The 23,975-nt window shown below is 52.8% G+C and carries 25 protein-coding genes; 15 read left to right on the top strand and 10 right to left on the bottom strand.

All coding sequences use genetic code 11. The features are described from left to right. On the top strand, positions 1-729 hold a 729-nt coding region (locus tag GAP13_RS05270; protein ID WP_503473374.1), incomplete at its 5' end, for a hypothetical protein. Between the two features lie 74 nt (positions 730-803). Here the strand turns inward: GAP13_RS05270 and GAP13_RS05275 are convergent. Together GAP13_RS05275 and GAP13_RS05280 are read right to left on the bottom strand one after the other, a co-directional pair. After that, positions 804-2,264 carry a M16 family metallopeptidase gene (locus GAP13_RS05275; protein WP_158906924.1) on the bottom strand — a complete coding sequence of 487 codons (1,461 nt, stop codon included), beginning with the start codon at positions 2,262-2,264 and terminating at the stop codon, positions 804-806. Between the two features lie 31 nt (positions 2,265-2,295). Then, positions 2,296-2,652 (bottom strand): helix-turn-helix domain-containing protein, encoded by a 357-nt coding sequence (locus GAP13_RS05280; protein ID WP_158906926.1) that lies wholly within the window; start codon positions 2,650-2,652, stop codon positions 2,296-2,298. A 132-nt stretch (positions 2,653-2,784) separates the two neighbouring features. Between GAP13_RS05280 and GAP13_RS05285 the strand changes: the two genes are divergently transcribed. Genes GAP13_RS05285 through GAP13_RS05295 form a run of 3 tightly spaced genes read left to right on the top strand, consistent with a single transcriptional unit; the run spans position 2,785 to position 5,665 of the window. Further along, positions 2,785-4,203 (top strand): aminopeptidase P family protein, encoded by a 1,419-nt coding sequence (locus GAP13_RS05285; RefSeq protein WP_158906928.1) that lies wholly within the window; start codon positions 2,785-2,787, stop codon positions 4,201-4,203. Continuing rightward, positions 4,200-4,427 (top strand): putative signal transducing protein, encoded by a 228-nt coding sequence (locus GAP13_RS05290; protein ID WP_158906930.1) that lies wholly within the window; start codon positions 4,200-4,202, stop codon positions 4,425-4,427. Before GAP13_RS05285 ends, GAP13_RS05290 begins: the two co-directional genes overlap by 4 nt. A 23-nt stretch (positions 4,428-4,450) precedes the next feature. Continuing rightward, positions 4,451-5,665 carry an HD-GYP domain-containing protein gene (locus tag GAP13_RS05295; RefSeq protein WP_158906932.1) on the top strand — a complete coding sequence of 405 codons (1,215 nt, stop codon included), beginning with the start codon at positions 4,451-4,453 and terminating at the stop codon, positions 5,663-5,665. Between the two features lie 43 nt (positions 5,666-5,708). Here the strand turns inward: GAP13_RS05295 and GAP13_RS05300 are convergent, their stop codons facing one another. Both GAP13_RS05300 and GAP13_RS05305 read right to left on the bottom strand, forming a co-directional pair. Next, positions 5,709-6,887 (bottom strand): HD domain-containing protein, encoded by a 1,179-nt coding sequence (locus GAP13_RS05300; protein WP_158906934.1) that lies wholly within the window; start codon positions 6,885-6,887, stop codon positions 5,709-5,711. After that, the gene (locus GAP13_RS05305) at positions 6,884-7,321 is read right to left on the bottom strand and encodes a hypothetical protein (RefSeq protein ID WP_158906936.1); all 438 of its coding nucleotides are present in this window, start codon (positions 7,319-7,321) and stop codon (positions 6,884-6,886) included. The genes GAP13_RS05300 and GAP13_RS05305 overlap by 4 nt, the downstream gene beginning before the upstream one ends. A gap of 86 nt (positions 7,322-7,407) precedes the next feature. On the opposite strand from GAP13_RS05305, the gene GAP13_RS05310 reads away from it, so the two are divergent. Continuing rightward, positions 7,408-8,334, top strand: coding sequence for a DMT family transporter (locus GAP13_RS05310; RefSeq protein ID WP_158906938.1), 927 nt, complete (start codon positions 7,408-7,410; stop codon positions 8,332-8,334). Further along, entirely contained in the window at positions 8,331-9,593 is a 1,263-nt protein-coding gene (locus GAP13_RS05315) for an amidohydrolase family protein (RefSeq protein WP_158906940.1), read from the top strand. Before GAP13_RS05310 ends, GAP13_RS05315 begins: the two co-directional genes overlap by 4 nt. Before the next feature lie 26 nt (positions 9,594-9,619). Here GAP13_RS05315 and GAP13_RS05320 read toward each other — a convergent pair whose 3' ends face one another. The 3 genes from GAP13_RS05320 to GAP13_RS05330 are packed head-to-tail and all read right to left on the bottom strand — an operon-like array spanning position 9,620 to position 12,407. Next, a complete protein-coding gene (locus GAP13_RS05320; RefSeq protein ID WP_158906942.1) occupies positions 9,620-10,903 on the bottom strand; it encodes an aminotransferase class I/II-fold pyridoxal phosphate-dependent enzyme in 1,284 nt (427 codons plus the stop codon). Then, positions 10,896-11,630 carry a tRNA threonylcarbamoyladenosine dehydratase gene (locus GAP13_RS05325; RefSeq protein WP_158906944.1) on the bottom strand — a complete coding sequence of 245 codons (735 nt, stop codon included), beginning with the start codon at positions 11,628-11,630 and terminating at the stop codon, positions 10,896-10,898. Before GAP13_RS05325 ends, GAP13_RS05320 begins: the two co-directional genes overlap by 8 nt. Before the next feature lie 9 nt (positions 11,631-11,639). After that, complete coding sequence (locus GAP13_RS05330; protein ID WP_158906946.1) at positions 11,640-12,407, bottom strand: TatD family hydrolase; 768 nt, start codon at positions 12,405-12,407, stop codon at positions 11,640-11,642. 140 nt (positions 12,408-12,547) lie between these two features. Between GAP13_RS05330 and GAP13_RS05335 the strand changes: the two genes are divergently transcribed. The 3 genes from GAP13_RS05335 to GAP13_RS05345 all read left to right on the top strand — a co-directional run bounded on the left by GAP13_RS05335 (position 12,548) and on the right by GAP13_RS05345 (position 14,298). Further along, the gene (locus tag GAP13_RS05335) at positions 12,548-12,799 is read left to right on the top strand and encodes a hypothetical protein (RefSeq protein WP_158906948.1); all 252 of its coding nucleotides are present in this window, start codon (positions 12,548-12,550) and stop codon (positions 12,797-12,799) included. Between the two features lie 78 nt (positions 12,800-12,877). Continuing rightward, the gene (locus GAP13_RS05340; protein ID WP_158906950.1) at positions 12,878-13,234 is read left to right on the top strand and encodes a PadR family transcriptional regulator; all 357 of its coding nucleotides are present in this window, start codon (positions 12,878-12,880) and stop codon (positions 13,232-13,234) included. Next, positions 13,231-14,298, top strand: coding sequence for a DUF4097 family beta strand repeat-containing protein (locus GAP13_RS05345; protein WP_158906952.1), 1,068 nt, complete (start codon positions 13,231-13,233; stop codon positions 14,296-14,298). Before GAP13_RS05340 ends, GAP13_RS05345 begins: the two co-directional genes overlap by 4 nt. A gap of 54 nt (positions 14,299-14,352) precedes the next feature. Here the strand turns inward: GAP13_RS05345 and GAP13_RS05350 are convergent, their stop codons facing one another. Genes GAP13_RS05350 through GAP13_RS05360 form a run of 3 tightly spaced genes read right to left on the bottom strand, consistent with a single transcriptional unit; the run spans position 14,353 to position 17,853 of the window. After that, positions 14,353-15,660: an acetyl-CoA hydrolase/transferase family protein gene (locus GAP13_RS05350; protein WP_158906954.1), complete on the bottom strand. Its 1,308-nt coding sequence runs from the start codon at positions 15,658-15,660 to the stop codon at positions 14,353-14,355. 29 nt (positions 15,661-15,689) lie between these two features. After that, positions 15,690-16,697, bottom strand: coding sequence for a 3-oxoacyl-ACP synthase III family protein (locus tag GAP13_RS05355; RefSeq protein ID WP_158906956.1), 1,008 nt, complete (start codon positions 16,695-16,697; stop codon positions 15,690-15,692). A gap of 13 nt (positions 16,698-16,710) precedes the next feature. Continuing rightward, complete coding sequence (locus GAP13_RS05360) at positions 16,711-17,853, bottom strand: TetR/AcrR family transcriptional regulator (RefSeq protein WP_158906958.1); 1,143 nt, start codon at positions 17,851-17,853, stop codon at positions 16,711-16,713. A 318-nt stretch (positions 17,854-18,171) separates the two neighbouring features. On the opposite strand from GAP13_RS05360, the gene GAP13_RS05365 reads away from it, so the two are divergent. The 6 genes from GAP13_RS05365 to GAP13_RS05390 all read left to right on the top strand — a co-directional run bounded on the left by GAP13_RS05365 (position 18,172) and on the right by GAP13_RS05390 (position 23,957). Further along, entirely contained in the window at positions 18,172-19,194 is a 1,023-nt protein-coding gene (locus GAP13_RS05365; RefSeq protein ID WP_158906961.1) for a 3-oxoacyl-ACP synthase, read from the top strand. A gap of 165 nt (positions 19,195-19,359) precedes the next feature. Further along, positions 19,360-20,589, top strand: coding sequence for an ABC transporter substrate-binding protein (locus tag GAP13_RS05370; RefSeq protein ID WP_158906963.1), 1,230 nt, complete (start codon positions 19,360-19,362; stop codon positions 20,587-20,589). Positions 20,590-20,678: 89 nt separating this feature from the next. Further along, positions 20,679-21,602, top strand: coding sequence for a branched-chain amino acid ABC transporter permease (locus GAP13_RS05375; protein ID WP_158906965.1), 924 nt, complete (start codon positions 20,679-20,681; stop codon positions 21,600-21,602). After that, positions 21,599-22,537 carry a branched-chain amino acid ABC transporter permease gene (locus tag GAP13_RS05380; protein ID WP_158906967.1) on the top strand — a complete coding sequence of 313 codons (939 nt, stop codon included), beginning with the start codon at positions 21,599-21,601 and terminating at the stop codon, positions 22,535-22,537. The genes GAP13_RS05375 and GAP13_RS05380 overlap by 4 nt, the downstream gene beginning before the upstream one ends. Continuing rightward, positions 22,534-23,256: an ABC transporter ATP-binding protein gene (locus tag GAP13_RS05385; protein ID WP_158906969.1), complete on the top strand. Its 723-nt coding sequence runs from the start codon at positions 22,534-22,536 to the stop codon at positions 23,254-23,256. The genes GAP13_RS05380 and GAP13_RS05385 overlap by 4 nt, the downstream gene beginning before the upstream one ends. Next, positions 23,256-23,957, top strand: coding sequence for an ABC transporter ATP-binding protein (locus tag GAP13_RS05390; RefSeq protein ID WP_158906971.1), 702 nt, complete (start codon positions 23,256-23,258; stop codon positions 23,955-23,957). Before GAP13_RS05385 ends, GAP13_RS05390 begins: the two co-directional genes overlap by 1 nt. Positions 23,958-23,975: the final 18 nt, after the last annotated feature.

The raw sequence follows: 23,975 nt of genomic DNA on the forward strand, positions 1-23,975 counted from the left end.
CAGTACTTCCCGAGCGAAATCCCCATTGCGGTGGGACGGACAAGCGGCTTCGTGCTCGATGTCAGTCACTGCACACGGCGGCGCTCAGGGGGCATGCGGCAGGACCAGAAGGCGAAGGCACAGGCGCTCTATTCGACGATTCGGCTCGAACGGGGTGGGATCGGCCGGTCATTCAGGGAGGTGCTGGCGACGAGCCTTGCTGTGCAGCCGCCACAGCCTCAGCGGCCCTTCGTGCTGATCACCGATGAGAAGCCCGACTATGCGCGCCTCGTGCGGAAGCTTGCAGTCTACTGGGGTGAGGGAGGAGGGCGACTCGTGCACCTGAGGATTGCTTCACACTTGCCACGGACGATCCACAATCCACTCTTTTCTTCGAACTACACCGATCGCGAGCTCAGAAAGGACCTGGCGAACCACCATCGTGAGAGTGTCTGCTTCAACCGCAATGTCGCAAACGGCATGCTGCGCCTCTGGGCCTACCTTATGTGGCACAACTACTTAAAGCCCTACCGTATCCGCTGGCCGAAAGGCCGAAGACCCGCCACCCATGCCGAGGCGAGCGGCATCGATGCAACTGCGCTCGAGAACGTATATAGAAGCTTCTTCGAAGAACGGGCGTTTCTGACACGAAGCCCTTTGAGTCCGACGATGGCGAGAAGCTGGAAGAAGGAATGGCGGACACCGGGGAAGGAGAAGGCGGAGTATCTTCCCAAGCTGGCGCTCGGTTGAACAGCTTGTGCTGGATTGGCGAGGTGCGTTCTTCTCAGTGCCCTCGTTTACACAAGGTTGAGAGCACTAACCGCTTACCGCCACCAAAACGCATTCTGCGCAGTAACCGTTTCAAACCCGTTGCTGGAAAAAATTTTCTTGTTTGCTTCGTACAGATCGGGATTTAGCCGCACAGTCACTACTTCGAGATTTTTCTGGACATAGGTATCGACGGCCTGGGACAGCTCTTTTTGGCCTGTCTTCATAATTGCGTCACTCTCCTGAAAAACAAAGGAAGGAATTCCCCAGCTCCAGAGGGCGGCTGCATGTGCAGCTGCATCCAGAGGATCACCCTGGATGGCCATAGTCTTCTCGAGCAGAGCCTGGCGCGCTGATTGGTACTCGGCAGCAGAAAAATATGCAGGATTGGATTTGATCATGTACAGTTCAGTGCCGCGGGCAAGCTCCTTGAACGAAAAAACAATGTCGGTGGGCTTTTTTCCTGACGGCAGTGGAATGCTGGCAATAATCGAGAGCCAGGATGCATTCCTGTTCGGGCTGTAAGCGATGCGCACTTCTTTCGGCTCTGCACCTTTTGGCATTCCTTTGCGGATTGCGGTGAAAAAGCGCGATGAAGGAGTATTCGCGAGTTCTTCCAGCATGCGCAAGGCTGCAAATGAGCTGGTTTCTTTCGGATCGGGCCCGCGGTAGCGAAGTTCGACCTGCATCATCCCTGATGGCATGGTACTGTCGGGGAATACCAGGAACAAAGGCCTCGTGACGCCTGGTTTGGGAAAGGCTGCCAGGGGCGCAGACCAGGGATTGGATGCTTTGGGCAGCTGTCCGAAACGCTCATCGAGCAAGTTCATAATCTGGTCGGTGTCAAAATTGCCTGCTATAGCTATAAATGCATTGTTCGGAACCAGCCAGGTTGCAGCGAATGTGCGCAGGGTAGCTGCGTCGGCCTTTTCGAGCACATAATCAGCTCCTAGCACATCGAGTCGAAATGGAGCCCTTGAAAAAAGCTTTTTTGCGATGGCCATATCATGAATCGCATTGCTGTCGAGGGTCGAATCCTTTATAAGAGCTCGTGCTGATTGCCGGGCATTTTCGACCCCATCTTCCTGGGCAAGCAGAAATTCTCTCCGCTCCTGCGAGAACAGGTACAGAATAGTGTCGAGGGCGGGTACAAGTTTTTCTTTGCTGACAGAGAAACCGAATTCGAAGCGGTCAAGACTCGCTCCGCCTGCAATGCGGTTTGGCTCGAGTACATCGATCGCAGCCGCGGGTTCAGTGGTTCCTGGCGATGCTGCGGGGCCATTGAACAGTGCGAGTTCAAGAAGCTTGAATAGGCCTGCGGTTTGGGCTGTTTGGGCATCTGCGCCCGCATGGTAAGCCAGCAGAATCGCGACATTCTCTTCGCTTTCGATTGGATTGAGGAGAACGGTCATCCCATTGCCGAGCGTTTTGAGTTGTGGTTCTGCAGCTACAGGAAGAATAGCCAAAATACTTATCAGTAAGAATATTGCGATGGAATAAATCTGGTTTTGTCTCACTCAACCATAGTAAAAAGCGTCTTGGAAATTGTCAATCTTCAGGCGAAGTGCTGTCTTCAGGGCGATTTTTGCCTTTTTGTTCTTCTTCCGGGTTCTGCGGATACCCGAATAATCTTTTTCGGGAATCTTCGAACCATTGGAATATTTCATCGCGAGTGAAGAACAGATCCTGTTTCTGCGGGTCCAGGAAGAGTTTCCATGGTTCTATTTTCAGAGCTGCGGAAATTTTGAGTATCGCTTTGCTCGAAGGGAAATTTCTTCCGGTTTCGATATTTGCGATAAATCCTGGAGACAGGTCTGCCCTTTGGGCCAGTTCCTCCTGTGACATCTGGAGGATTGCCCTTCGCAGGCGCAGATTCGAGGCAAGGCAATACCGTACATAATCCATTAGCTTTACAGTATCCCAAGCAATAGCAAACTGCTGCCAATCCGGAAGGCATTTTGCCTTCCGTGGCGAAGGATGCTGAATGGAATAATCTTTCGATTGACCCTTCTCCCCGAAGGGACATAGAATACGGTCATGTTCACATCGGAAACCTATATTAAAAGAAGAACTGCATTCCGGCAGTCTCTGTATGATCGAGGTATTTTGAATGGCACGCTGCTGCTGCTTGCAAACAGCGAATGCCCTCGCAATTATCCTTCCAATTGCTACCCATTTCGCCAAGATTCAACCTGGAAATACCTTGTGGGCCTCGATGTCCCGGGAATTGCTTTTACGCTCGATATAGACTCAGGGCATTCCTGCATCTATGCCGATGATCCGGGCATAGACAGCATCATATGGACTGGGGGAACGCCGACCAGATCCCAGCTTGCGAGTCAGGCTGCATGTGACGAAGCGGCCTCTTTTTCGACCTTGTCTGCTTTGCTCGCAAGAGAACGTGCCGCGAAGAAGCCAGTTTTCATTTTTCCTCCCTACCGAGCGGAGCAGGTATCTGCGCTCGTAGCGCTTTTGGGGTTACCGGATGCATCGCCGGCTGATTTTTTGAAAGAACATATAAATACAAGCGTCATCGCAGCGCTGGTGAGCTTGCGGGAAATAAAAGAGCCAGAGGAAATCGCGGAAATAGAGCGGGCCGTTACGATAACCAAAGCGATTCACGAAGATATTTTGCACAATTTCCGCGCTGGCTGGACAGAAAAACAAGCCGCAAATCGGGTGCTTTCGCTTGCAAGCGAATATGGATGTGAACTTGCGTTCGCGACCATAGCGACATGCAAAGGGGCGGTGCTGCACAATGCCCCGACCGCATATGCAGCGACATCGAACGATACATTTCTTCTGGATGCCGGAGTCGAGATGCCTTCAGGCTATGCGGGGGATTTGACGACGACATTCCCGGTCGGCGAGCGCTTTGACGTGCAATCGCGCGAGATATACGAAGTTCTCTCCCGTGTATTCAATGAGGCAATTTCTGTGCTGGGGCCGGGAGTCAGGTTTATCGATGTGCACAAGAGAGCTTCAGTTGCCCTTGCTCAGGGGCTCACATCGCTCGGTATCATGAAAGGCGACCCGGAAAAAGCTGTTCAGGCGGGAGCACACGCCCTGTTCTTTCCGCATGGGCTGGGGCATCAGATTGGGCTCGATGTACATGATATGGAAGGGCTGGGAGAGGATATTGTCGGCTATGGAGACGAGCTTGGGCGCAGTGACCAATTTGGCTTGCATGCGCTGCGGCTTGCAAAGACGCTCAAGCCTGGCATGGTGCATTCCGTCGAGCCTGGCATTTACTTCATTTCCGAGCTTATCGAGAGGTGGCGCGCGCAAGGTATTTGCAAAGATTATATCGAATATGATAATATAAACAGATGGATGCATGTGGGCGGCATGCGCATCGAAGAAGATTGGTGCATAACCGAGTCTGGTGCAAGGCGCCTCGGCCCCGAATTTGATAAAAAAGTAGCTGCGATAGAAGCGGCAAGGTCAGGAAAATGAAAGAAGTATTCGCTTGTGCATTTCTCGAAGACGCAATCGTTGTGAAAAGCATGCTTGAATCTGCAGGGATACAGGCAGAGCTGCTCTCCGATCAGATGCTCGATATCAATCCCTTTTATTCAATAGAGCCAAAAGGCGCGAAAATTGTCGTCTCTGATTCCGATGAGGCGGATGCAAAGGCAATTGTTGACAGTTTCAGGGAGCATATGCGCTCGGATAATTGAATAGCTGCATCGGGAAAAGTGATATGAAAAAAAAGTTGCTGATACCTTCAATAATTGTGCTTCTCACTGCGTTTGCTGTGGCAGGGGTTTTTCTTTTGATGCAGCTCTATATTGCGGACAAAAGTTTTGACACGCTCGATCGTGCGCTCAAAAGTCTGATCGATCTGCAGGCCTCAGCTGCATACAATGGATATTTCGCCTGGACGAAGATGTACGATCTCGTTATGCAGGGCAATCTGACCGAAGCCAATGCGCTTGCAGATGAGATCCCCAAGAGTTTTCCTCTCGTTGCATCGGCAGAAATCATACAAGAGGCGCCGCCTGAAGAGAATTTTGTTGTCGGTGCCGACGGAGAGCTGCTCAGAATTGTGTACTCGATCCGCGATGACGATGAATTCCGTACCGCGCCAAACGCAGTTGCGGTTACTATTATTCAGGCGTCCAAACTTCTCGACATTGTATCTCCAAATGGCTTTAAGATAGATATGACCGGTGGGCGAAAAACCACGTATGGTATTCATGTTTCGGCAAATTTGATGCACATAAGCCTATGGAATATCATTGCGATGGTTCTCCTCACCGTACTTTTCGCGTCGCTTCTTATCCAGCGATATGTAAAGAAAACAGCCTTCTTTCTTGATACAAGAGGCCTTGAATCGATTATCTATCTTTTCGAGCAAACCGAGAAAATGTCCGCAAGTCATTCGAGAAATGTTGCGGTGCTGGCGCTTTTTCTTGGAAAGAAACTGGGGCTCCGCGGCAAGAAGCTTCGAAACCTCTATGTTGCGGCGCTTCTCCACGATATTGGAAAAATCGGCGTACCAACCAATGTTATCGCGAAAGCTGGTCGGCTCGACTCCAAAGAATATATGCAGATAAAGCAGCATCCCGTTATTTCCGCACGTATCCTTAAAAGCTTCAAGGAATTCGAGCGCCTCAGCCCAATTGTGCTGTACCATCACGAGAGGGAAGATGGATCAGGATATCCTGAAGGCCTTACAGGCAAGGATATTCCTTTGGAATCAAAGATCATCGCCGTTGTCGATGTATTCGAAGCTCTCGTAGGAGAGCGTCCGTACCGAAATCCCATTCACTCTTTCAGTGCCTTCGAGAAACTGAAGAAGATGCCGCTTGACCAACGCATTGTCAAGGTGCTCATCGATAATTATAGCGAGCTGAATTCGTTCCAGCCTCCGCGCTGGGTGCTTTCGTACAGCCCTTGGCTTTTGGGAGTTTGACCAGCTGCTGCAAGCTTGCCGAAGTTTGTCGGAAGCCTGGCCTTCAGTAATGCGCAATTGTTCGCTTCGAGCGGCTTTTCAGCGAGCCATCTGCGTTCCGGTATGGATTTTTCATATTGCGGCGGATTGTCTGGTAGGCATTGCAGGCTTCATAGTAGCCTTCCGGGTCTTTGTAGCTTGAAAATTCATCGCATCGGAACAATTCAAGCAGCGCAGGAAAACGCGGATCCGTTATGACTGGCTCTGTTTTCTGAATTGGAAGAACCGAGAGCGCCGCAGGCATCATATGGTAGCGTATCAAAAACGCCACATCTTCCTGTGTTGTGGTGGAAAAACCAAGGCGAGCCAGAAATTTCCGCGCACGCCGCGCACCCAGCTCGGCATGCTGATCGAAGCGTTTGCCTTCTCTGCTTAGGGATTCCGGCTTGCCGATATCATGGAGCAGAAGCGCAAGCGAAAGCACAAGGTCGCGCTCTTTGCGGTATGAAAATGTTTGAAGCGTATGATTCCATCCATTGCCTTCGGGATGATAATCCTTTGCATGATCGACATCATCGAGCAGCGCAATTTCTGGCCATTCCCGGGCAATAAAGCCGCTTTTTTTAAGCAGTTCGAGACCTGCTGCAGGATATGGACCGGTCAGAACCGTGATAAGCAGGTCTTTCTGGAAATACGATGAAGTGCAGGCAGGCAGGGGAATTGGTTCTTTTGCAAGGCGATAGCCTTCGGGATGGAAGGTAGCCAGCGCTGCAGATTCGAAGAGTGCATTGTCCGTATCTGTATTGCAGGACGGGATAGCTTTGGCCTTGAGATCATCGTAAATATTCCCCTGATCATAAAATATGTCGCTCTGAGGGTTTCTCCGGAAGTTAGCCCACGAGCCGCCTACCTCGCAATGAAGCGCGTCTTCGGTACAGAGAAAGCGCACGCTGCTTTCCTGCATGGAGCTTTCCTGTATGGCGCCCGCCGGCGCTCCGCCGCTCTCGGCAAAACTTGTGCGCAAAGCAAGGCTGGCTTCGCATGTGTCAAACGCGGCATCCGCATATGGCAGATTCGGGTACTGCAATTCGCTGAAACATCGGGCAAGGTCAATGACCGAGCATTCAGCCACTACAAAGCGCACAGGGCGAGGCTTTTCATCATAGTATGCATCAAGCGCGGTTACGCCATATTCGAAAAACAGTATTCCAGCATCCGCGAGCTGTCGGTAAATTTCTCTCATGTTCCCTTCGCAACGGGAAGATTCGAGAGAAGCCAGCGGAAAAGCTCGCATTTGGAATCGGCGCCAAGCAACAGGTCGTGTTCTGTATTCCCAATACGATATCGAAGCGTAAAGACTGTAAAAGGCGGGCTGAACAGAAAATCGAAGAAGTGCTTTTTAGGCAGCTCGATCGACGCAATGGATTCCAGCGGCACCAGAATGTCAGCAAGGGGCTCTTTGGGAACCCTGGGTGCAGCCATGCGGAACAGCGAATCGAACCAGTTTTCGCCTGGAGTGGGTCTGAAGCGAAGGGCCGTTTCGGAGAGCACAAGGAGTCCCCATTCGCCTTGCGATTTGCGGGTGCTGAAATGCTGACCCATCGTTCTCGAGATTATTTTTTCGCCAATCTCTTTTTCGAAATTGGCCCAGAATGCTTCGACATCAACTTGCATCATACTTGTAATATACTACCTGTCGACATTCATTTCCATGGATGTCTCGCACACTGGAACGAGAAGCAGGAAAATGCTACTCTCCAGCCATGAGCAGAGCCCGAGGTATTGCAGCAGGCATCGGATATTCAACGATTTTCGGTTTTTCGTTTCTGGTAACAAAAGAGACATTAGCAGTGCTCAGTCCGGTCGAGCTGTTGGCTTCGAGGTTTTTCATTGCCGCCCTGCTTATGAGCGGGCTTGCTCTGGCTGGCGCGATTCGTATCGATTTCAGGCAAAAGCCGCTTGGACTTCTGCTGCTTATGTGCTTGTTCCAGCCAGTGGCCTATTTCATATTCGAGACATATGGGGTAGCGAACGCGGCAACGAGTGTGGCAGGGATTATTCTTGGGGCGCTGCCTGCAGGTGTTGCAATAGTCGGTGCGATTGTCCTGAAAGAGAGATTGTCGGCGCTGCAGTATTCGGGGCTCGCCATGTCCATAATCGGCGTTGGGCTTGTTGCATTGCTCGGGCAGGGACAGAATGCCGAGACCAAGCCAATCGGCGTTGTTTTTCTGACTGCTTCGATGCTGAGCGCAGTAATCTTCAATATAGCGAGCAGAAAGGCATCAGAGAGATTCTCGCCAGCCGAACGGACATTCGCGATGATGTGGTCGGGGGCGATAAGTTTCGGCATTCCTGCTGCGCTGCAGAATATTGCCGGAAAAGGAAATATTGCGGCGCTTTTCAATACCGCCGGCAGCAGATTCGTACCTTCCTGGGCAGGGATATTGTACCTGGGCGTGCTCTCTTCGGTGCTGGCCTTTTTTCTCATCAATTACTCGCTCACGTATCTCAAGGCCTCGCAGTCTGCGGTTTTTACCAATATGGTCACGGTAATCACGGTGCTTGCAGGCGTTTTGATTCGGCATGAAGCGTTCAGCTGGAATCAGGGCTTGAGCGCGCTTCTTATTGTAATAGGGATTGCGGTCGCTAATTCGGCTGGAAAACGAGAGATACAGGAGCGTCGATCATGAAGAATGCTGCTTTCTATGATGTACACTGCCACCTCATGAATCTTTCTCATCCTGCCTTTGTGTCGATAATCGAGTCGCTCCGGCACAGGCCGCGCGAAGTGATTTACTCGCAAATCGCATCGTTCGAGTACCTTGCGTCGTCGATGCTGAAAAGGGGAGGAGAGAAGGTTCGCAATCTTCTCGCAGTGATGGATAACGACTGCGCGGATATTCTCTTTCTTATGGAAGACGACCTTGCAGGGCAATTTGAAGATGCGAAAAATGCTAAGTTCAAGGAGCCAGCCCCCTTGCGCGAAGGCTCGCTTCATATCGGTGAACTCTCGTTTGATTCTCTGGTGCTGACGCCGCTTGTTATGGACTTTTCTACTCCTTCGACGCTCACGCCGGACACATACTACAAGCGGCCTCCGCGAAAGCCAATCGAAGCACAGATTGTCGATATTATGTATGCAATTAGGCGATATCGGGCTGATCGGCCGCAGGGATTCTTGCGCGTCTATCCTTTTCTCGGGTTGAACACGAAGAATTATCGAGCGGAAGGGCTTTTGGCCTATCTTGAGAAATGGTTCGCCGGCTATAAAAAAGATGAATCTGAATTTGAACGGCGCTTCATGTCCATGTCCGCGAACGCACCTGACTGCACGCCGGAAAGCTATGGTCTTTTTGCGGGCATAAAGCTGTATCCGCCTCTTGGCTTCGATCCGTGGCCAGACGACCCGGCAGAAAGAGAGAAAGTTGAAATTCTGTATTCTTTTGCTGAATCCAAGGGCATTCCCATCACAACGCATTGCGATGATCAGGGGTATCGCATTATCCCTCTGGAAGAATCGCTCTTGTTTACCGCGCCTGCGCGCTACAAGCCGGCACTCGAAAAATACCCGAACCTTGTGCTCAATTTCGCGCATTTTGGGAAGCGCTACATACGAATGATCGGTGGAAGGGCACAAGAAGACTGGCGTGCGCAAATCGTCGATCTGGTGCTTGCATATCCTCATGTGTACACCGATTTTTCTTTTACCGCGGGAGAGCCTTCGTTTTATGGCGAGCTGGCCAATCTACTCGATTCGCTCAGTCAAAACGAAGCTGAAAAACTATCGCATCGCATTCTGTTTGGCTCGGATTTTATGGTGAACCTTTTCAAAGTGCGCTCCTACAGAGATTACTACGAGCTTTTTTCTCAAAGCGGGCTTGCTGAGGAGATGAAGCTGCGATTCTGCTCGGAAAATCCGAGGGTGTTTTTGTTTGGGAGCGGCGAGTAGAGCAGGGGATAGACGACGATTTTCAGCTAAATCTTGCGGCGATTCTCAAGCCATTTGCTGAAAACGTCGAGCCCTTGGGGGATTGCTGCGCGCCCAAGACCTATGCGGAAATGCGCGGCATATTCCTCGCCATACAGCGAGCCTGGCAGAATAAGGGCTCCGGTATCATTCACCAGTTCATGAGCAAGCTTGTCTGCTTCGTTCCAAGGGGCGTTCTCAGCTGTTGCCGAGAGGCGCGGAAAAGCAACTGATCCCCCCTGCGGCGGTATCCATGAAAACAGCTCGACATGCTGGTCGAAAAAAGCCCGGTAATGGGCGAGGTTGCTCTGGCATATGGCCTTGTTTCTCGCAAGAATCTTTTCCGAATTATCGAGCGCAATGCAGGCGAGCGTCTCAGAGGGTGCTGATGCGCAGATGGAGTTATAATCTTTGACCGCCGCGACCCGATCGAGGATGTCGCTGCGATGCGTTGCAAGCCATCCGATACGAAGCCCGGCCAGCCCCCAGGCTTTCGAAAGCACCGACAAGGAAATCGCATTTTCGTAGACTTCGCAGGCCGCAGGCAAAGGCTCTCTTCCGTCGAGTTCGAGCAGCCGGTACACTTCGTCGACTAAAAGCGTAATGCCGCGCTTTGCGCAAATCTCAACAACACGAGAAAATTCTTCTTGCGTCATCAGTGCCCCGGTCGGGTTGTGCGGCATATTGAGCACGACCATTTTGACATGTGTAGTGGGGTTTGGGCCGGGGCTAAATTTCCGCGCGCTGCCTGAATTTGTTCTTGCGTTTAGTGAGGGGCTTGGGCCGGATCCGAAGCCGAAACTTGCGCCGGGGCCGTGCCTGCGGTCGGGACCTTCAGCACTCTCTATCAACTGCTCGAGTTCAACCGGATCGAAAAACCATCGCGCGGGGCTTCGCTGAATTTCCCATTTGATAACGTGCGCACCGAGGCTTTTCGGTATTTCATGCAACGACTGGTAGCATGGCCAGTTGACGATGACAGTGTCGCCGGGTTGAATGGTCGCCATGTAGAGGTTCAGGATGGCTTCTTCGGCGCCCGAATGCACAAGAATCGATTTCGCTTCGAGCCCTTTGTAGAGCTTGGCGATTTTTTCTCTCAAAATCGGAGAACCGCGCGACTCTGTGTAGCCGAGCCAGGTCTTTGTGAGGCTTTCGAGCGCGTGTCCGGGGTTGTCGCTCAGTTCTAGGAGCGTCGAAATGGGCATGCTCTCGCAATCTGAAGTGCACAAAAGGTAGCGCGCGTTGAATTCATGCTCGGCAAAGAATCTTTCGAGTCCAAACGGCTCAAACATGGGTATCCTCCAATATTTTTCTTACGATCCATGAAGCCATGAAGTGGCCGGCAGCCTGCGGCACAAAGGGAGCTGAACCCTGGATGCCTCGCTGGCCTTCTCTGGGCATGGGCTTTATCGCAGGTTCATCCGACCACACTACGGGAAAATCGAGAGGGATTTGTAGTTTGGCAAGGCGCTGTCTGACTGCCCGCGCGAGAGGGCAGCCCTTGACCTCCGACATGAGGCCAATCTTCAGCCGCTCCGGCATGAGCCGGCCAGCAGTTCCCATGCTCGAGATGAACACAAGATTTTGCGTGCGCATGGCTGCAAGCAGACTCACTTTTGGGCTCAGCAAATCGACGCAATCGGCATGGATTTCGCATTCGCGGGCAATTACTTTGGTGGCGGTCTCGCTGGTAAAGAATGTTTTTTCGGCAAGAATTTCAATATCGGTGTTGATTTCTCTGGCTGCTTGCATAAAGGCTTCGGTTTTCGGCATGCCGACAAAGCGGGAAAAACCGATTGCGAGGCGGTTCAAATTCGATATTTCGACGATATCGAAGTCGATGACATGCAGATACCCGATACCAGCGCGCACAAGGTCAAGCGCGCATGCCGCGCCGACCCCGCCAAGTCCATAGACAGCGACGCGGGCCTTTGCAAGCGCATCAAGGCCATTTTCGCCAACTATGATGCGGGTTCTGTCTGTAAATCGGGCAGGGGATTCCATCGCCATTGCGCTCATTTTTCTACCTCATTCATTCAGAAGATACGCAGATGCAAAATTGGCTTCGAGTATCGACTCGAGCGCAGATTGCTCTATTTTCAGCACCATGGACATTTTGCGCACCACTGTTGCGATATCCTCGAGGCGCGTCCAAGCCGAGCCATGAGGAGGCTGCCATGGTGCATCGGTTTCGGACAGAATGCGAGAAAGAGGAAGCCCGATCAATGATTCAATCGCGTGGCTCGAATCGCGCAGAAGAGGCGTTCCGAATGAGAAATATGCGTTGATGCCTTTTTTGAGAAGCATATTTGCTTCTTCGAGCCGCCCCGGCCAGCAATGGAAAATGACCGATGGAATATCGGCCAGTATTCTGCCATGAGCCATTAGCACATCTGCAGCCTTTCTCAGATGAATGACAAGGGGCAGCCCTTCAAAAGCGGCCAGCCTGGCCTGAAACACAAATGCTTCGGTCTGCAGCTTCATTGCCTCAGGTGTTCTCGAGCGCAAGGGCCCATCGCCAAAAAAGTCAAAACCAGCCTCTCCTATAAAGCGTATTTTCTTTTCCCTGCAAAGCGCTGCCAGAAAATCTGCATTGCGCATGTCCGGGTTTTGCGGGTGAACGCCGAAACCGGCGATAGTGGGAGAAAGGAGAGCCTGCATTTTTTCGCTGGCTGCGAATTCATCGGGGTCGTGGGAAACCACTGCTGCGCGCCACGGAAAAGGAAGCGGCCGGCGCGCAAAACCTGGTTCCCTTGAGTCGAGATCGACCAGGTGAATGTGCGCATCGCAATACATGGCTCAATTGTGGCCGCAAAGCACGGCGCGGGTCAATCCGAGCTCCAAAAATTGAGAATTTTTGCGTTTTTGCTCTTGCAAAATAAAATGCTATAAATTATATTATGTATAACAAGATATTCTTGCAAAGGAGAGATGCGATGGAAACGATCCTGATGGATGTGAGGCGCTTTATGCGATCAATCCTGGATCTTGCACATGCGCGCAGCGATGTGCAGGTAGGTTCTGGCCGAAAGGCAGACACACACAGCAAGTCGGCTTCGTATCGGAGTATCGATACAGGGTCTTCTGTCGATGTGTACGGGTGCAGGGGACGGATAGATATCTATTCCGGAAAAGAGGCGTTCGAATTCTACAAGAAAATGTCGTTCGATAAGATGCCTCCGCTTTGATATCTGCCCAGCCAGTGCGGGTGCTGTCCCATTTCGAAATGCGTGGTATGCTCGAAAGGTGCCAACAAGGAAAATGCCATGAGCGCAGCTGAGGAACTCTACGAAAAATGGAAAAGCCAATTCAGAAAAGGATTTCTCGAGCTCTGCGTGTTGGAACTTCTCTCGAAAAGCGGCAGAAGCTATGGCCTGGCTATTATGGAACAGTTGAATAATGCGGGCGTGGATGTGACTGAGGGCACGCTGTACCCCCTTCTTATGCGCATGACAAAGGACGAGAGCATCGAAGCGCAGTGGGAAACTCCCGATGTGGGCCATCCGCGAAAATACTATGTCATATCAAGCACAGGAAGCGCCCTGCTTGGCCAAATGAGGGAAGAATATGAAAGAAGCGCCGCAGCGCGACGCACGATCATGACCGGAGGGCATGCAGAATGACAAGAAAGGAATACATCGATATCCTGACGCAGCGCCTCGGGGGGCTCGATGAAGCTTCCTGCGCTGATATCATCCTCGAAATCGAGGATCATATCGATGGTCTTGTGCGCGAGCATCCTGAAAAGAGCCCCGAAGAGATTATCGAAGGACTTGAACCGCCAGAATCGCTCGCCGATAGCCTGAGGGAAGCGGCAGGGCTTGGGCCGTATGAGCCACCCCATGCAGAGCAGCCAAAAAGCGGGCAAAAGGCTAAAAAAAACGTTCACATTACCATCGACGATATCGAGCTTGAAGAAGCGATCAGAAAAGCATTCGACATAGCCCGGATTTTCAGACGAAATCGCGACGGAACTTTTAAGGAGAGCCAAGAAAGCCAAACCAGCGAAGACGTGCATGGCAGCTATGAATTTGGAGATTCCGATCTTGCTTCGGTGCATGAAGTTTCTGTGCGCTGCAGGTCTTCTGACATTAGGGTACTTGTTGCTGACACTTCCCTTGCTGTCCGGACACCGGGCGAAGAGCATCCAAGACTTGAATTACGCTACGACAGCACAAGGGGAACATTCGGAATCAGCACAGCTCATGGCAAGTCAGAACCTGATCTCATAGAATTGCGCATACCTTCTACCGTGGATAGCCTTTTAGTCTCGACGATTTCCGGCGATGTGCAAGTTCTGGACCGGATCGGCTCTCTTTCAATCAAGACTGCTTCCGGTGATGTGGATGTTGCGGCTTGTGCAGGTGATATAGAAGTGAGGACTGCTTCGGGCGATGTGTCGCTCGCGCAATGCCAGGAAAATATCACCGTGACAACGGCGTCGGGCTCCGTATCGATCGAGGCAGATGAGCTGTGCAACGCGATCGAGGTTTCGAGCGCATCGGGCGATGTATTGCTATATTATCCCGAGCTTTGGGATGCGCGCGTAGCAGTTTCGACAATTTCGGGCGACATCGAGCACAATGGAAACGCAACGGGCAGGGGCACGATTGTGTTTGGCAGCGGTCTTGCCCCTGTCCGCATTACAACGGTTTCTGGCGATATCAGCGTGAGGCAGATGCGATAGCAGCGCTGTGCGTTTGCGCAATCGACGGACTTCTGTTGCCGAGCCCACTTGTAATCACAAATAGCCGAGCGCTTTTGCTTTCTCCGTGAGTTCTGCCCTGAAATCCGGATGCGCCACCGCAATGAGCTCACGTGCTCGCTCGCGGACAGTTTTGCCGCGCAGGCGGGCAATGCCGAATTCAGTGACTACATTGTCGACAAGACTGCGATGCAGTGTTACCGCCGTGCCTTCAGGCAACACGGGTACAATTGTAGAAACCTTGCCGCCTTTTGCTGTGCTGTAACAGGCGATGATGCTCTTGCCTTTGCCGTCAATGCCCTCGACTGCGCCTTCGGCAGTGTCGGACTGACCGCCTGTGCCTGAGTACTGCACTGGTCCAAGGCTTTCGCTTGCTACCTGACCGGTAAGATCGACCATAAGGCAGGTATTGATGGAGACCATTTTCGAATTCTGTGAAACAACAGCAGGGTTATTCACCCAGCGCCCGCGCATGAATTCCACCGCTACATTGTCGTCGAGCCAGTCATAGAGCTTGCGCGAACCCATTGCGAAGGTGGCGACAAGCTTTCCCTTATGGAAGGATTTTTTGCGGTTGGTTATGACGCCCATTTCGTACAGTTCCATCATCGAATCGACAATCATTTCGGTGTGAACGCCAAGGTCCTTCTTGTCGCGGAGGGCGAGGGCAGCGGCATTTGGAATGCCGCCGATGCCGAGCTGAATGGTAGAACCGTCTTCGACGAGCTCTCCGATATATCTTCCGATGGTGAGATCAGTTTCGCTGGGCTGCGGCGAGGGGAGTTCGGGAACAATCTGTTCATGCTCGACAAAGAAATCGACTTCCGAGATATGCAGATGTGTATCGCCAAATGTGCGCGGCAAAAGCGGATTTACTTCCAGAATAACGAGATCTGCCGCTTCCAGTATATCTTTTTCGTATGTAATGCCGAGCGACAGAGAAACATAGCCGTGCTTGTCGGGAGGGGTGCAGGTTCCATAAAAAATATGGGGTTTGCGCGCGAAAATGAAGTCGGTCGCGCTGCGGTGCAGCATGTTCGGCACATAGGTGACTGTTCCTGTATTGTTTTTCAGCGCTGCGCGCGAACCTGGGGCATGGAACCAGCTTGCAAGCTCGAAGTGTCCCTTCATTTCGGGCTTCATGTAGAAGTCGTACGGTTGGAGTGTAAGGCACGAAAAGACGCGCACATTCTCGACGCGGTCCGCAACGGTATGGAATTGGCCCATGCAGCCTTGTGGTTCCGATGCGCACATTGCCACGACGACATTGTCGTCGCTCTTGATTTTCGAAACCGCTTCCGGAATGGAAATGAGCTTCGTGCGATATTCATCCTGAAGATTCATACTTCCTCCCTTTCTGGAATTTCAGCATCCTAGAATTTCAATAGCGAGGCGCCAACCGCGAGGCCAGCCCCCGACGCGACCATGACGACGAGGTCGCCTTTCTTTATTCGCCCTGCCATTACCGCTTCATGCAGTGCCATGGGAATGCACCCCGAGCCGGTATAGCCGTACCTGTCCATAACCATTGTAGTCTTGTGCAGTGGCTCGCCTAGAACCGCCATAACCTGCTCAATGACAGACTTGTTGATTTGAGTGAACAGATAGTGGCTCACCGCTGTCTGAGGGATCTTTGCCTTTTCAAGCAGGCGCTGCACGAGCGGCGGCCACAGCTTCACATTTCGGTCGCCCGGAAGCTTCTGCAAAAGCTGAAGGCCATACTCGCCTGAATCAAGCCTCTCGCGCGTAACGGGCAATTTTGTTCCGCCCGCATAGACGCCGACAAAGTTCCACTGCGTGCCATCGGTCACGAAGGCGCCATCGATGTATCCCGACTGGCCCTGCTCCTGGCGCTCGAGCACAACCGCACCGGCTCCATCGGCAAAAATCGACCATCCAAAGGCATCTCCGTCGCGGATATATGCAGGCATGTTGTACACGCCGACAACAAGGGCATAGCGCATGCTCGAGTCAGTTATAAGATGACGGGCAGCCGCATCGAGTGCCTCGATAAAACTTGCGCAGGAAGCACCGACATCGAATGATTTAGCGCCTGTTTCTCCACCCTGCAGCCTCCCCTGCAAGAGAATGGATGTTGCGGGCGAAATGTATTCGGGCGTATCAGTGGCGACAATGAAAAGCCCCACGTCCTTCGGATCGACTTTGGCTGCCTGGAGCGCATCGCGAGCAGCATGTTCGGCAAAATCAGCTGTTGTCTCCTTGAGCCCGGAAAGACGCGCAATGTGCCTGCTTTTTATGCCCAATTTTTCTTCATGCCGCTGTGAGTCGAATTCGACACCCGTCAGTTTTTTCAGTGTTTCGTTATCGATCGGCTGGCCAGGCGCATACAAGCCTGTGCCGATGATTGCTGCTTTGGCCATATGTTCCTCCGTGTTAATTGCGTGCATTGTGCAAGCGCTCATCCCCGCTCAGCCCATGTGTATAGAGATATCCTATTTCTTCGATGACCTGGCGGGCGTTGTCGGGTGACTTGTCGAATATGACCTCGATGCCGAGATAGTGGGCGACCCCCAGCATGAATTCGATGCATGTCGTCGTATCGCATGTAATCGTGGAGTCTTCTCTCTTGAGATATCCGCGATGGAATGCGTCGTAGTATGAGCGCACTTCCTCAGGCAACACGAATTCGGCCTCGCGGACGATATTGTAGCAATAGCGGTCCATAGAGAGAAAAAGAATGAAGAGCCACAGCCCGCGCAGTTCTCGCTCGAGGCGATTGAGGCCGTTACCGAGATTCAGCGTGATAAAATGCCGCACATCTCTTCCTACTGACTGGATAATTTCTTTATAGAATGCTTCCTTGCTTTCGAAATAGCGATAAAAGGATCCGATAGCCAGGCCTGCGTTCGATGCTACTTCGTGGATATTGGTCTCGAAGTAGCCCTTTTCTCCAAAAAGCTTGCGGCCTTCAGCGAGAAGCTGTTCTCTGCTGTCCGGCAGAAGCTCGATCGGCAGGGGTGTGATCGAAGTGGAAAAGACGCGGTCGGCATTGATGGGCTGTTCCTTCAGAATGCCGCTGTGCAGAATCGAGACAATGGCCTCAGGCTGAACAGGTATTTGATGGAATGCCCTGCGGATGCTCGCAAAGCGCAAGCCTCCTAGGGCGAACAAGTATTCAGCTGTTGAAGGCTTCCGGTCGAATACTACGGCAAAAGCTTTTTCGTATACGTCCTTGAGCTTTCGTTCATATTCGAAAAGCCGGTATTGCCCTTCGCGGAACACGCGAACGAGCGGCGTATTATTCTGCGAAAAATCATAGATAATGCGCACAAATTGGCGCAGCCTGTCATTTGGCTCGATTTGAGCCAGCGGCGCAAGCGCTGATTCGATTTGTCCGACGACATAATCCAGAATGGCGCAGAAAATTTCTTCTTTGTTCTTAAAGTGGCGGTAGAAAGCTCCATTCGAAAGATTGGCGGACCGGCATATCTCGGCGACGGAAACAATTCCGTACCACCTTGCAGAGAAAAGACTTGCTGCGCTTTCGATCAGCGCCTTGCGAGTATCAGAGCCCATATTCAGCCTCATTGGGTGAGAGATGATTCACCGCTTACATAAGTCTAGTATAGCCTTGCTTTTTCGAATGTGCAAGCGAAATTTGCATGACCTAGCGAAAATCAGGCTTTTGCTTTTAAGTATTTTTAATAGAAAAACTTATGAAGCTTTATTGTGATGCGTCTTCAAGGCGCCGCAAGAAAATTTCATTTTTCCTCTTGACGGATTGCAAATTCCATTCAACAATAGTGTGAGAGCTGATTCAGCTGTTGCTAGCTATGCTGCATCCTGTCTGGCCCCGGATGGGTAACAGCATCGATTTTCTTGATGGAGTGAAGCATGCATGTTGGCATTGCGGGCATAGGCCTCTATATACCGGAACATCAAATGACAGCCTCGGATCTTGCGAAGGCAACAAGCGTGCCCGAGGATGTCATCGCCCTCAAGTTCGGCATAAAGACAAAACCGATTGCAGGGCAGGAAGAGCCGACTAGCTACATGGGGTTCATGGCCGCGCAAGCAGCGCTCGAAGATGCTGCGATTCCAGCAGAGGATGTAGATCTTGTCATCTGGTGTGGCGCCCAGCACAAAGATTATCCGTGCTGGCTTGCAGGCCTCAATGTCGCGAACAGACTAGGAGCAATCCGGGCCTGGAGTTTCGATATGGAAGCCATGTGCGGTTCGATGATGGCTGCCATCGATGTAGCAAAATCGCTCATGTTGGCTCGCGATGATTTGAACACAGTGCTGCTTGTTTCCGGCTATCGCAATAATGACCTCATCGATCTTTCCTATCCGCCGACTCGATTCATGATGGATATCGGCTCGGCTGGCTCCGCCTGCGTTCTCAGAAAAAATCTCGGGCGGAATGTGGTACTCGCATCAGCGTTCAAAGGCGATGGCTCGCTTTCGGAGATGTGCGTGGTGCCTGTGCTTGGCTCCAAAGCATGGCCTCCAAAGCCTGAAGACGCTCAGCATGCATCCTTCATAGTGCCTGATGAGCAGGTCTTCAAGCAGAAACTTGGCGAAGTCACTATGCCGAATTTTTATGCGGTTATCCGCGAATCGCTGAAAAGGAGCGGCTTGAGCGAGCGTGACATCGATTATCTTGCGATCCTGCACTTCAAGCGCAGTGCACACTTGGCGGTGCTCCAGGAGCTTGGACTGCGGGAGAATCAATCGACCTATCTGGAGGACTATGGCCATCTTGGCCAGAACGATCAGCTGTTGTCGATAAAGCTGGGGTTGGAGACGAGGAAGATCCGCGATGGCAGCCGCATTGTGATGGTGGGAGCGGGGCTCGGCTTTGTGTGGGCGAGCACGGTGGTGGTGTGGGGGCCTGTGGCCGCTGACCATGCCTAGACCCGCCGACGGCGCATGTCTTGGCGGCTGTGCCCCAGCGGCGGCTGCGAGAAACTCGCCGGGGCAAGCGATGGAATCTTATAAGGGAACTGCCAGCCAGACTGGTTCTGGCTGGATAAAATAAGACAGGCCGCAGCAGAAAAGTGCGGCGGACAGGAGGCATTCATGAAAAGAATGATGCTGGTACTTGCGGTGCTCGTATTATTTGCGGGCAGCGCATTCGCGCAGGGAACCACCAAGCTGGAGGGAACCATCAAACTGGGCGGGATCTGGACGCTCGCCGATATAACTGGCAAGCAGGGCAGTGCAGCTGCGCAGCTGGCGGTCGATGAGATCAATGCCGCAGGCGGAGTCCTCGGCAAAAAGCTCGAGCTCATTGTCGTCGATGACGAAGGCAAAGCTGATAAGGCCGCCGCTGCTGTCGAGAAGCTGGCCACAGTGGACAAGGTCGATGTCTTTGTGGGCGGTATGGCATCCGGTGCCGAGCTCGGCAAAATCCCTGCATTCAAGAAATATGGCAAAGTCGTCATGTCGACCGGCGCTGCAGGCAGTGCGACCGTGGAGAAAGCGCTCGGCCCGAGCCCGGAGTCCGATTTCTATTTCCACCTGCATCCATGGGACTACAACCAGGGCGCTTCCTATGCGGAAGGCTGGGACGCAATCCAGAAAAAATATCCGCAGATTCAGATAAAGAAGATCTTCCTCGCGTATGAGGAAGGTGCCTTCGGCAAGTCCTCATGGGATGCGACGAAAGTACTCTTCGGCAGCGACAAGCGGTACACCATCGACGGCGCCTCATTCAAGAGCGCGCTCCTCGGCGGCGGCGACTACACCGCGGTGCTCGAAGCGGCAAAAGCATTCAAGCCCGACCTCTTCATTTGGGCCGGCTATGATGCGGACGCCCTCCCCATGCTCGAACAGGCGAAGGCAATGAAATTCAGCCCGGGCATCTACCTCGGAGCACCTCCCGGATGGCCCATCGGCTTCGGTTCTTCCAAGCTCGCCCGCAATGTCATGCTGTACGGCATGTGGTCCCCGGCGATCAACGACATCAATCCAGTGAGCGCGAAGTTCTACAAGAACTATATAGCCAAATACAGGGAAGAGCCCGCCACTTATTTTGCGCCGCTCGCCTATTCAGCCGTCTATATCGTCGCTGAAGGCATCAAGGCTGCTGGAACCACGGAGACCGGCCCGCTTGTCAAGGCGCTTGAGCAGACCAAGTATGTCTCTCCGCTCGGGGAAGTAATCACCTTCAAGCCGTCCAACATTATCAAGCATCAGGGCATTACACGGCAGAAGATACTCCAGTGGCAGAATGGCATCCAGGAAGTCATCTGGCCGTTTGAAACCGCGACCGCGGAACCGGTGTATCCGTTCCCGGCATGGAAGTAAGCATCATCAGGTGAACCGGAAGACCGCCGCAGGCAGGTGCCATGGGCCCCTCCCTGCGGCGGCATAATCTGAACATACAGGCAGTCAAGATGGCAATCAAACAGCGTAAAGCGATCATTTTCGCGATCAGCATCGCAACTGCGGTTGTGCTGATACTGTGGAAGCCCACCGTGCTGATCTACGGCCTGCAGGCGGCAGGGCTCTATGCGGCGGTGGCGATCCCGATGGGGCTCGTTCTCGGCATCGTGCATATCGTCAACCTTTCGCATGGCGAATTCATGATGCTGGCCTCCTATGCGACGTATACCGTGTGCAGGGCATTGGGGGTGGACCCGCTCATTGCGCTCATCCCGGCGGCGCTTGTCACTGCGCTTTTCGGGTGGGTGGTGTTCCAGCTCACCATAAGGAGAGCGCTCAAAGCCCCTGAGCTGAACCAGCTCATTCTCACTTTCGGTCTGGCCATCGCTTTCAGCCAGATTATCAATCTCATATTTACTTCCCAGACATACAAGCTGTCTCTCGAATACTCATCGATGTCGCTAGATATCGGCGATCTTTCCTTTGGCGTATGGTCCTTTGTGTTTGTCGCAGTGGCGGTGATCTATGCCGTCGGTCTGCAGATGTTCCTCACGAAAACAAGGACCGGCAAGGCGGCTCTGGCGGTCGGTCAGAACCCGAAGGGTGCAGCCATCGTCGGCATTGATGTCTATCGGACATACGGGCTTGTGTTTGCGCTGGCCATTGGACTGGTCGGTGCCATGGGCGCGCTGTTCCTGACCAAGTCCGCTATTTTCCCGGGCGTTGGTTCCCCCTTCACCATGAAAAGTTTCAGCCTTGTCGCGATGGCGGGCATCGGGAATATCCCCGGAATTCTCGGCGCGAGTGTCCTGCTCGGACTTGCGGAGAATTTCCTGCGTTCGTTCCGCGGCACGAGGGATTGGGCGGAGATTGTGTATTTCGTGCTGATCATCGCGGTCATCCTGTCGCGCTCTCTGAAAGGGAAAAAATCATGAACCGGACACTGGTGCGCATTCTTCTTATACTCATCGCGGTGGCCGCGGTGGCGCTTCCCGCGTTTGCTGGCGATTACCCGCTACAGGTCGCCCGCAATATCATGCTGTACATGGCGCTCGCCATCAGCTGGGACATGCTGCTGCGGTCGGGGCAGATATCCTTCGGCATTGCCGGACTGTTCGGTATAGGCGCATATGCAGCGATCCTCGGCGTCGTGCGGGCAGGCATGCCTACTTGGCTTTCGATTCCTTTCGCTGCGGTTTTTGCAGCCCTGGTTGCCTTCCTGATCGGATTTGTCATTCTGAGGCTGAGGGCGATGTATTTTTCCATCGTCACGCTGGCTCTGGGAGAAATCTTCCGGATCATTGTGCACAACCTGCATGATTTCACCGGAGGGCCTGAAGGCGTTGTCATGCAACAGGGGGTCATGTTCGGAGGGAATGCCAGCAAGCTGTACTGGCTGGTACTGGCCGGCCTTTTGGTAGCTATCGCTGCTTCGTACTGGTTCGAAAAAAGCCGCATTCACTTCGCGCTCACGGCGATCAGGAATAATGAGATATCCGCGAAATCATCGGGCGTGGATATTTTCCGCTGGCTGCTGCTTGCGTTTGTCGTGACATCTGCCATCCAGGGAATGCTCGGCGGCATTTTCGTCATGTCGTACGGGTTTGCGGCGCCCGATGTGGTTTTCAGCGCTGATTTCACGCTTCTGCCGCTCGCGATGGCGCTCCTGGGTGGAGTGTACAGCACGAGAGGGCCGATTTTCGGCGCTATTCTTCTCGGCCTGGTCGCGGAGTGGCTCAAGCTGAAAATTCCCTACGGCCACCTCGTCGTCTATGGCATCATGATCATTATTGTCATTCTTTTCATGCCGCAGGGACTCAAGAATCTCCTTAAGCCGGCAGCGAAACGCGCAGAGGGGAGGAGCGCATGATAAAGCTCAGAACCACAAACCTCACCAAGCGCTTCATGGGCCTTGTGGCGGTTAACAATGTATCCTTCTCCATGGAGGAGGGCGAAATCCTCGGCATTATCGGCCCGAACGGTGCAGGGAAAACAACCTTCATCAACCTCATATCAGGCATTATCATGCCGAGCGAGGGCAGGATTGAATATAAAGGTCAGGATATCACCTGGATGCCGGCTCACGAGCGGGCTCGGATCGGCATCGCCCGCACCTATCAGCTCATTCATCCGCTGGAAAACCTTACATTGATTGAAAATGTGATGGTCGGATCGATTTTTGCGAGAGGACACAGCCTGAAGGAAGGCCGACGCAGAGCGGAGAACCTCTGTCACGAACTCGGGCTGACCGACCTCGAAAGGGATACGAGCCGCCTGACGATTCTTGAGGTAAAGAAGATGGAAATCGCCCGGGCCCTGGCCAATGAGCCTGAAGTACTCTTCCTTGATGAAGTGATGGCAGGGCTCAATTCCGACGAAACGAAAGAACTCATCGCGATGGTGCAGAAGATCGCCCGAGAGAAGAACCTCGCGGTCGGCGTGGTAGAGCATGTCATGGGCGTTATTCGCGAGCTGACGCATCGCGTTATCGTGCTTGAAGCAGGGGAGCTGATCGCCGAAGGCAAGTACGAGGAAGTATCCAGAAACCCGCGAGTCATTGAAGCGTATCTGGGGGGAGGAGCCGCCTGATGCTGAAAATACAAGGTCTGGAATGCGGCTATGGCCGGATGAAAGTGCTCGAAGGCATCAACTTCGAGGTCGGTGCCGAATCTGTCGGCTTGTTCGGCCCGAATGGAGCGGGTAAGACGACGCTGATCAGCGCAGTCATGGGAATGATAAAGCCGTGGAAGGGCAGCATCGAGCTGGAGGGGGTGAGGATCGGAGGCGCTGAGACTTTCACCATAGCCCGGATGGGGGTCGCGCTGGTGCCGCAGGAAAGGGAACTGTTCCCCGGAATGTCGGTCGAGGACAACCTCATGCTGGGCGCGGCATATATTCCCCATGCAAAAGACGATATTCCGAATCAGCTCGAAAAGGTTTTTGAGCTTTTCCCTATTCTGAAAGAAAGGCGCACGCAATATGCCGGCACAATGTCGGGAGGACAGCAGAGGATGCTCGCAATCGGGCGGGCGCTTATGTCCAAACCACGGCTTCTAATTCTCGATGAGCCTTCGCTCGGCCTGCAGCCTTCGATTGTTGCGGAAGTGTTCGAGGTGCTGAAGAGCCTGAAAAGTTCGATCTCGATTCTTGTCACCGAACAGAATGTGCGCGAAAGCCTCAAGGCCATAGACCGCGGCTATGTGCTCGAAAACGGGCGCATTGTGCTCGAGGACAGCGCCGAAGGCTTGAAAACGAACCCCCACGTCGTAAAATCCTATCTGGGGCTGTAAGCTGAATATTTAAATTTG

The sequence above is a fragment of the Rectinema subterraneum genome, assembly GCA_009768935.1.
GTDB classification, from domain to species: domain Bacteria; phylum Spirochaetota; class Spirochaetia; order Treponematales; family Rectinemataceae; genus Rectinema; species Rectinema subterraneum.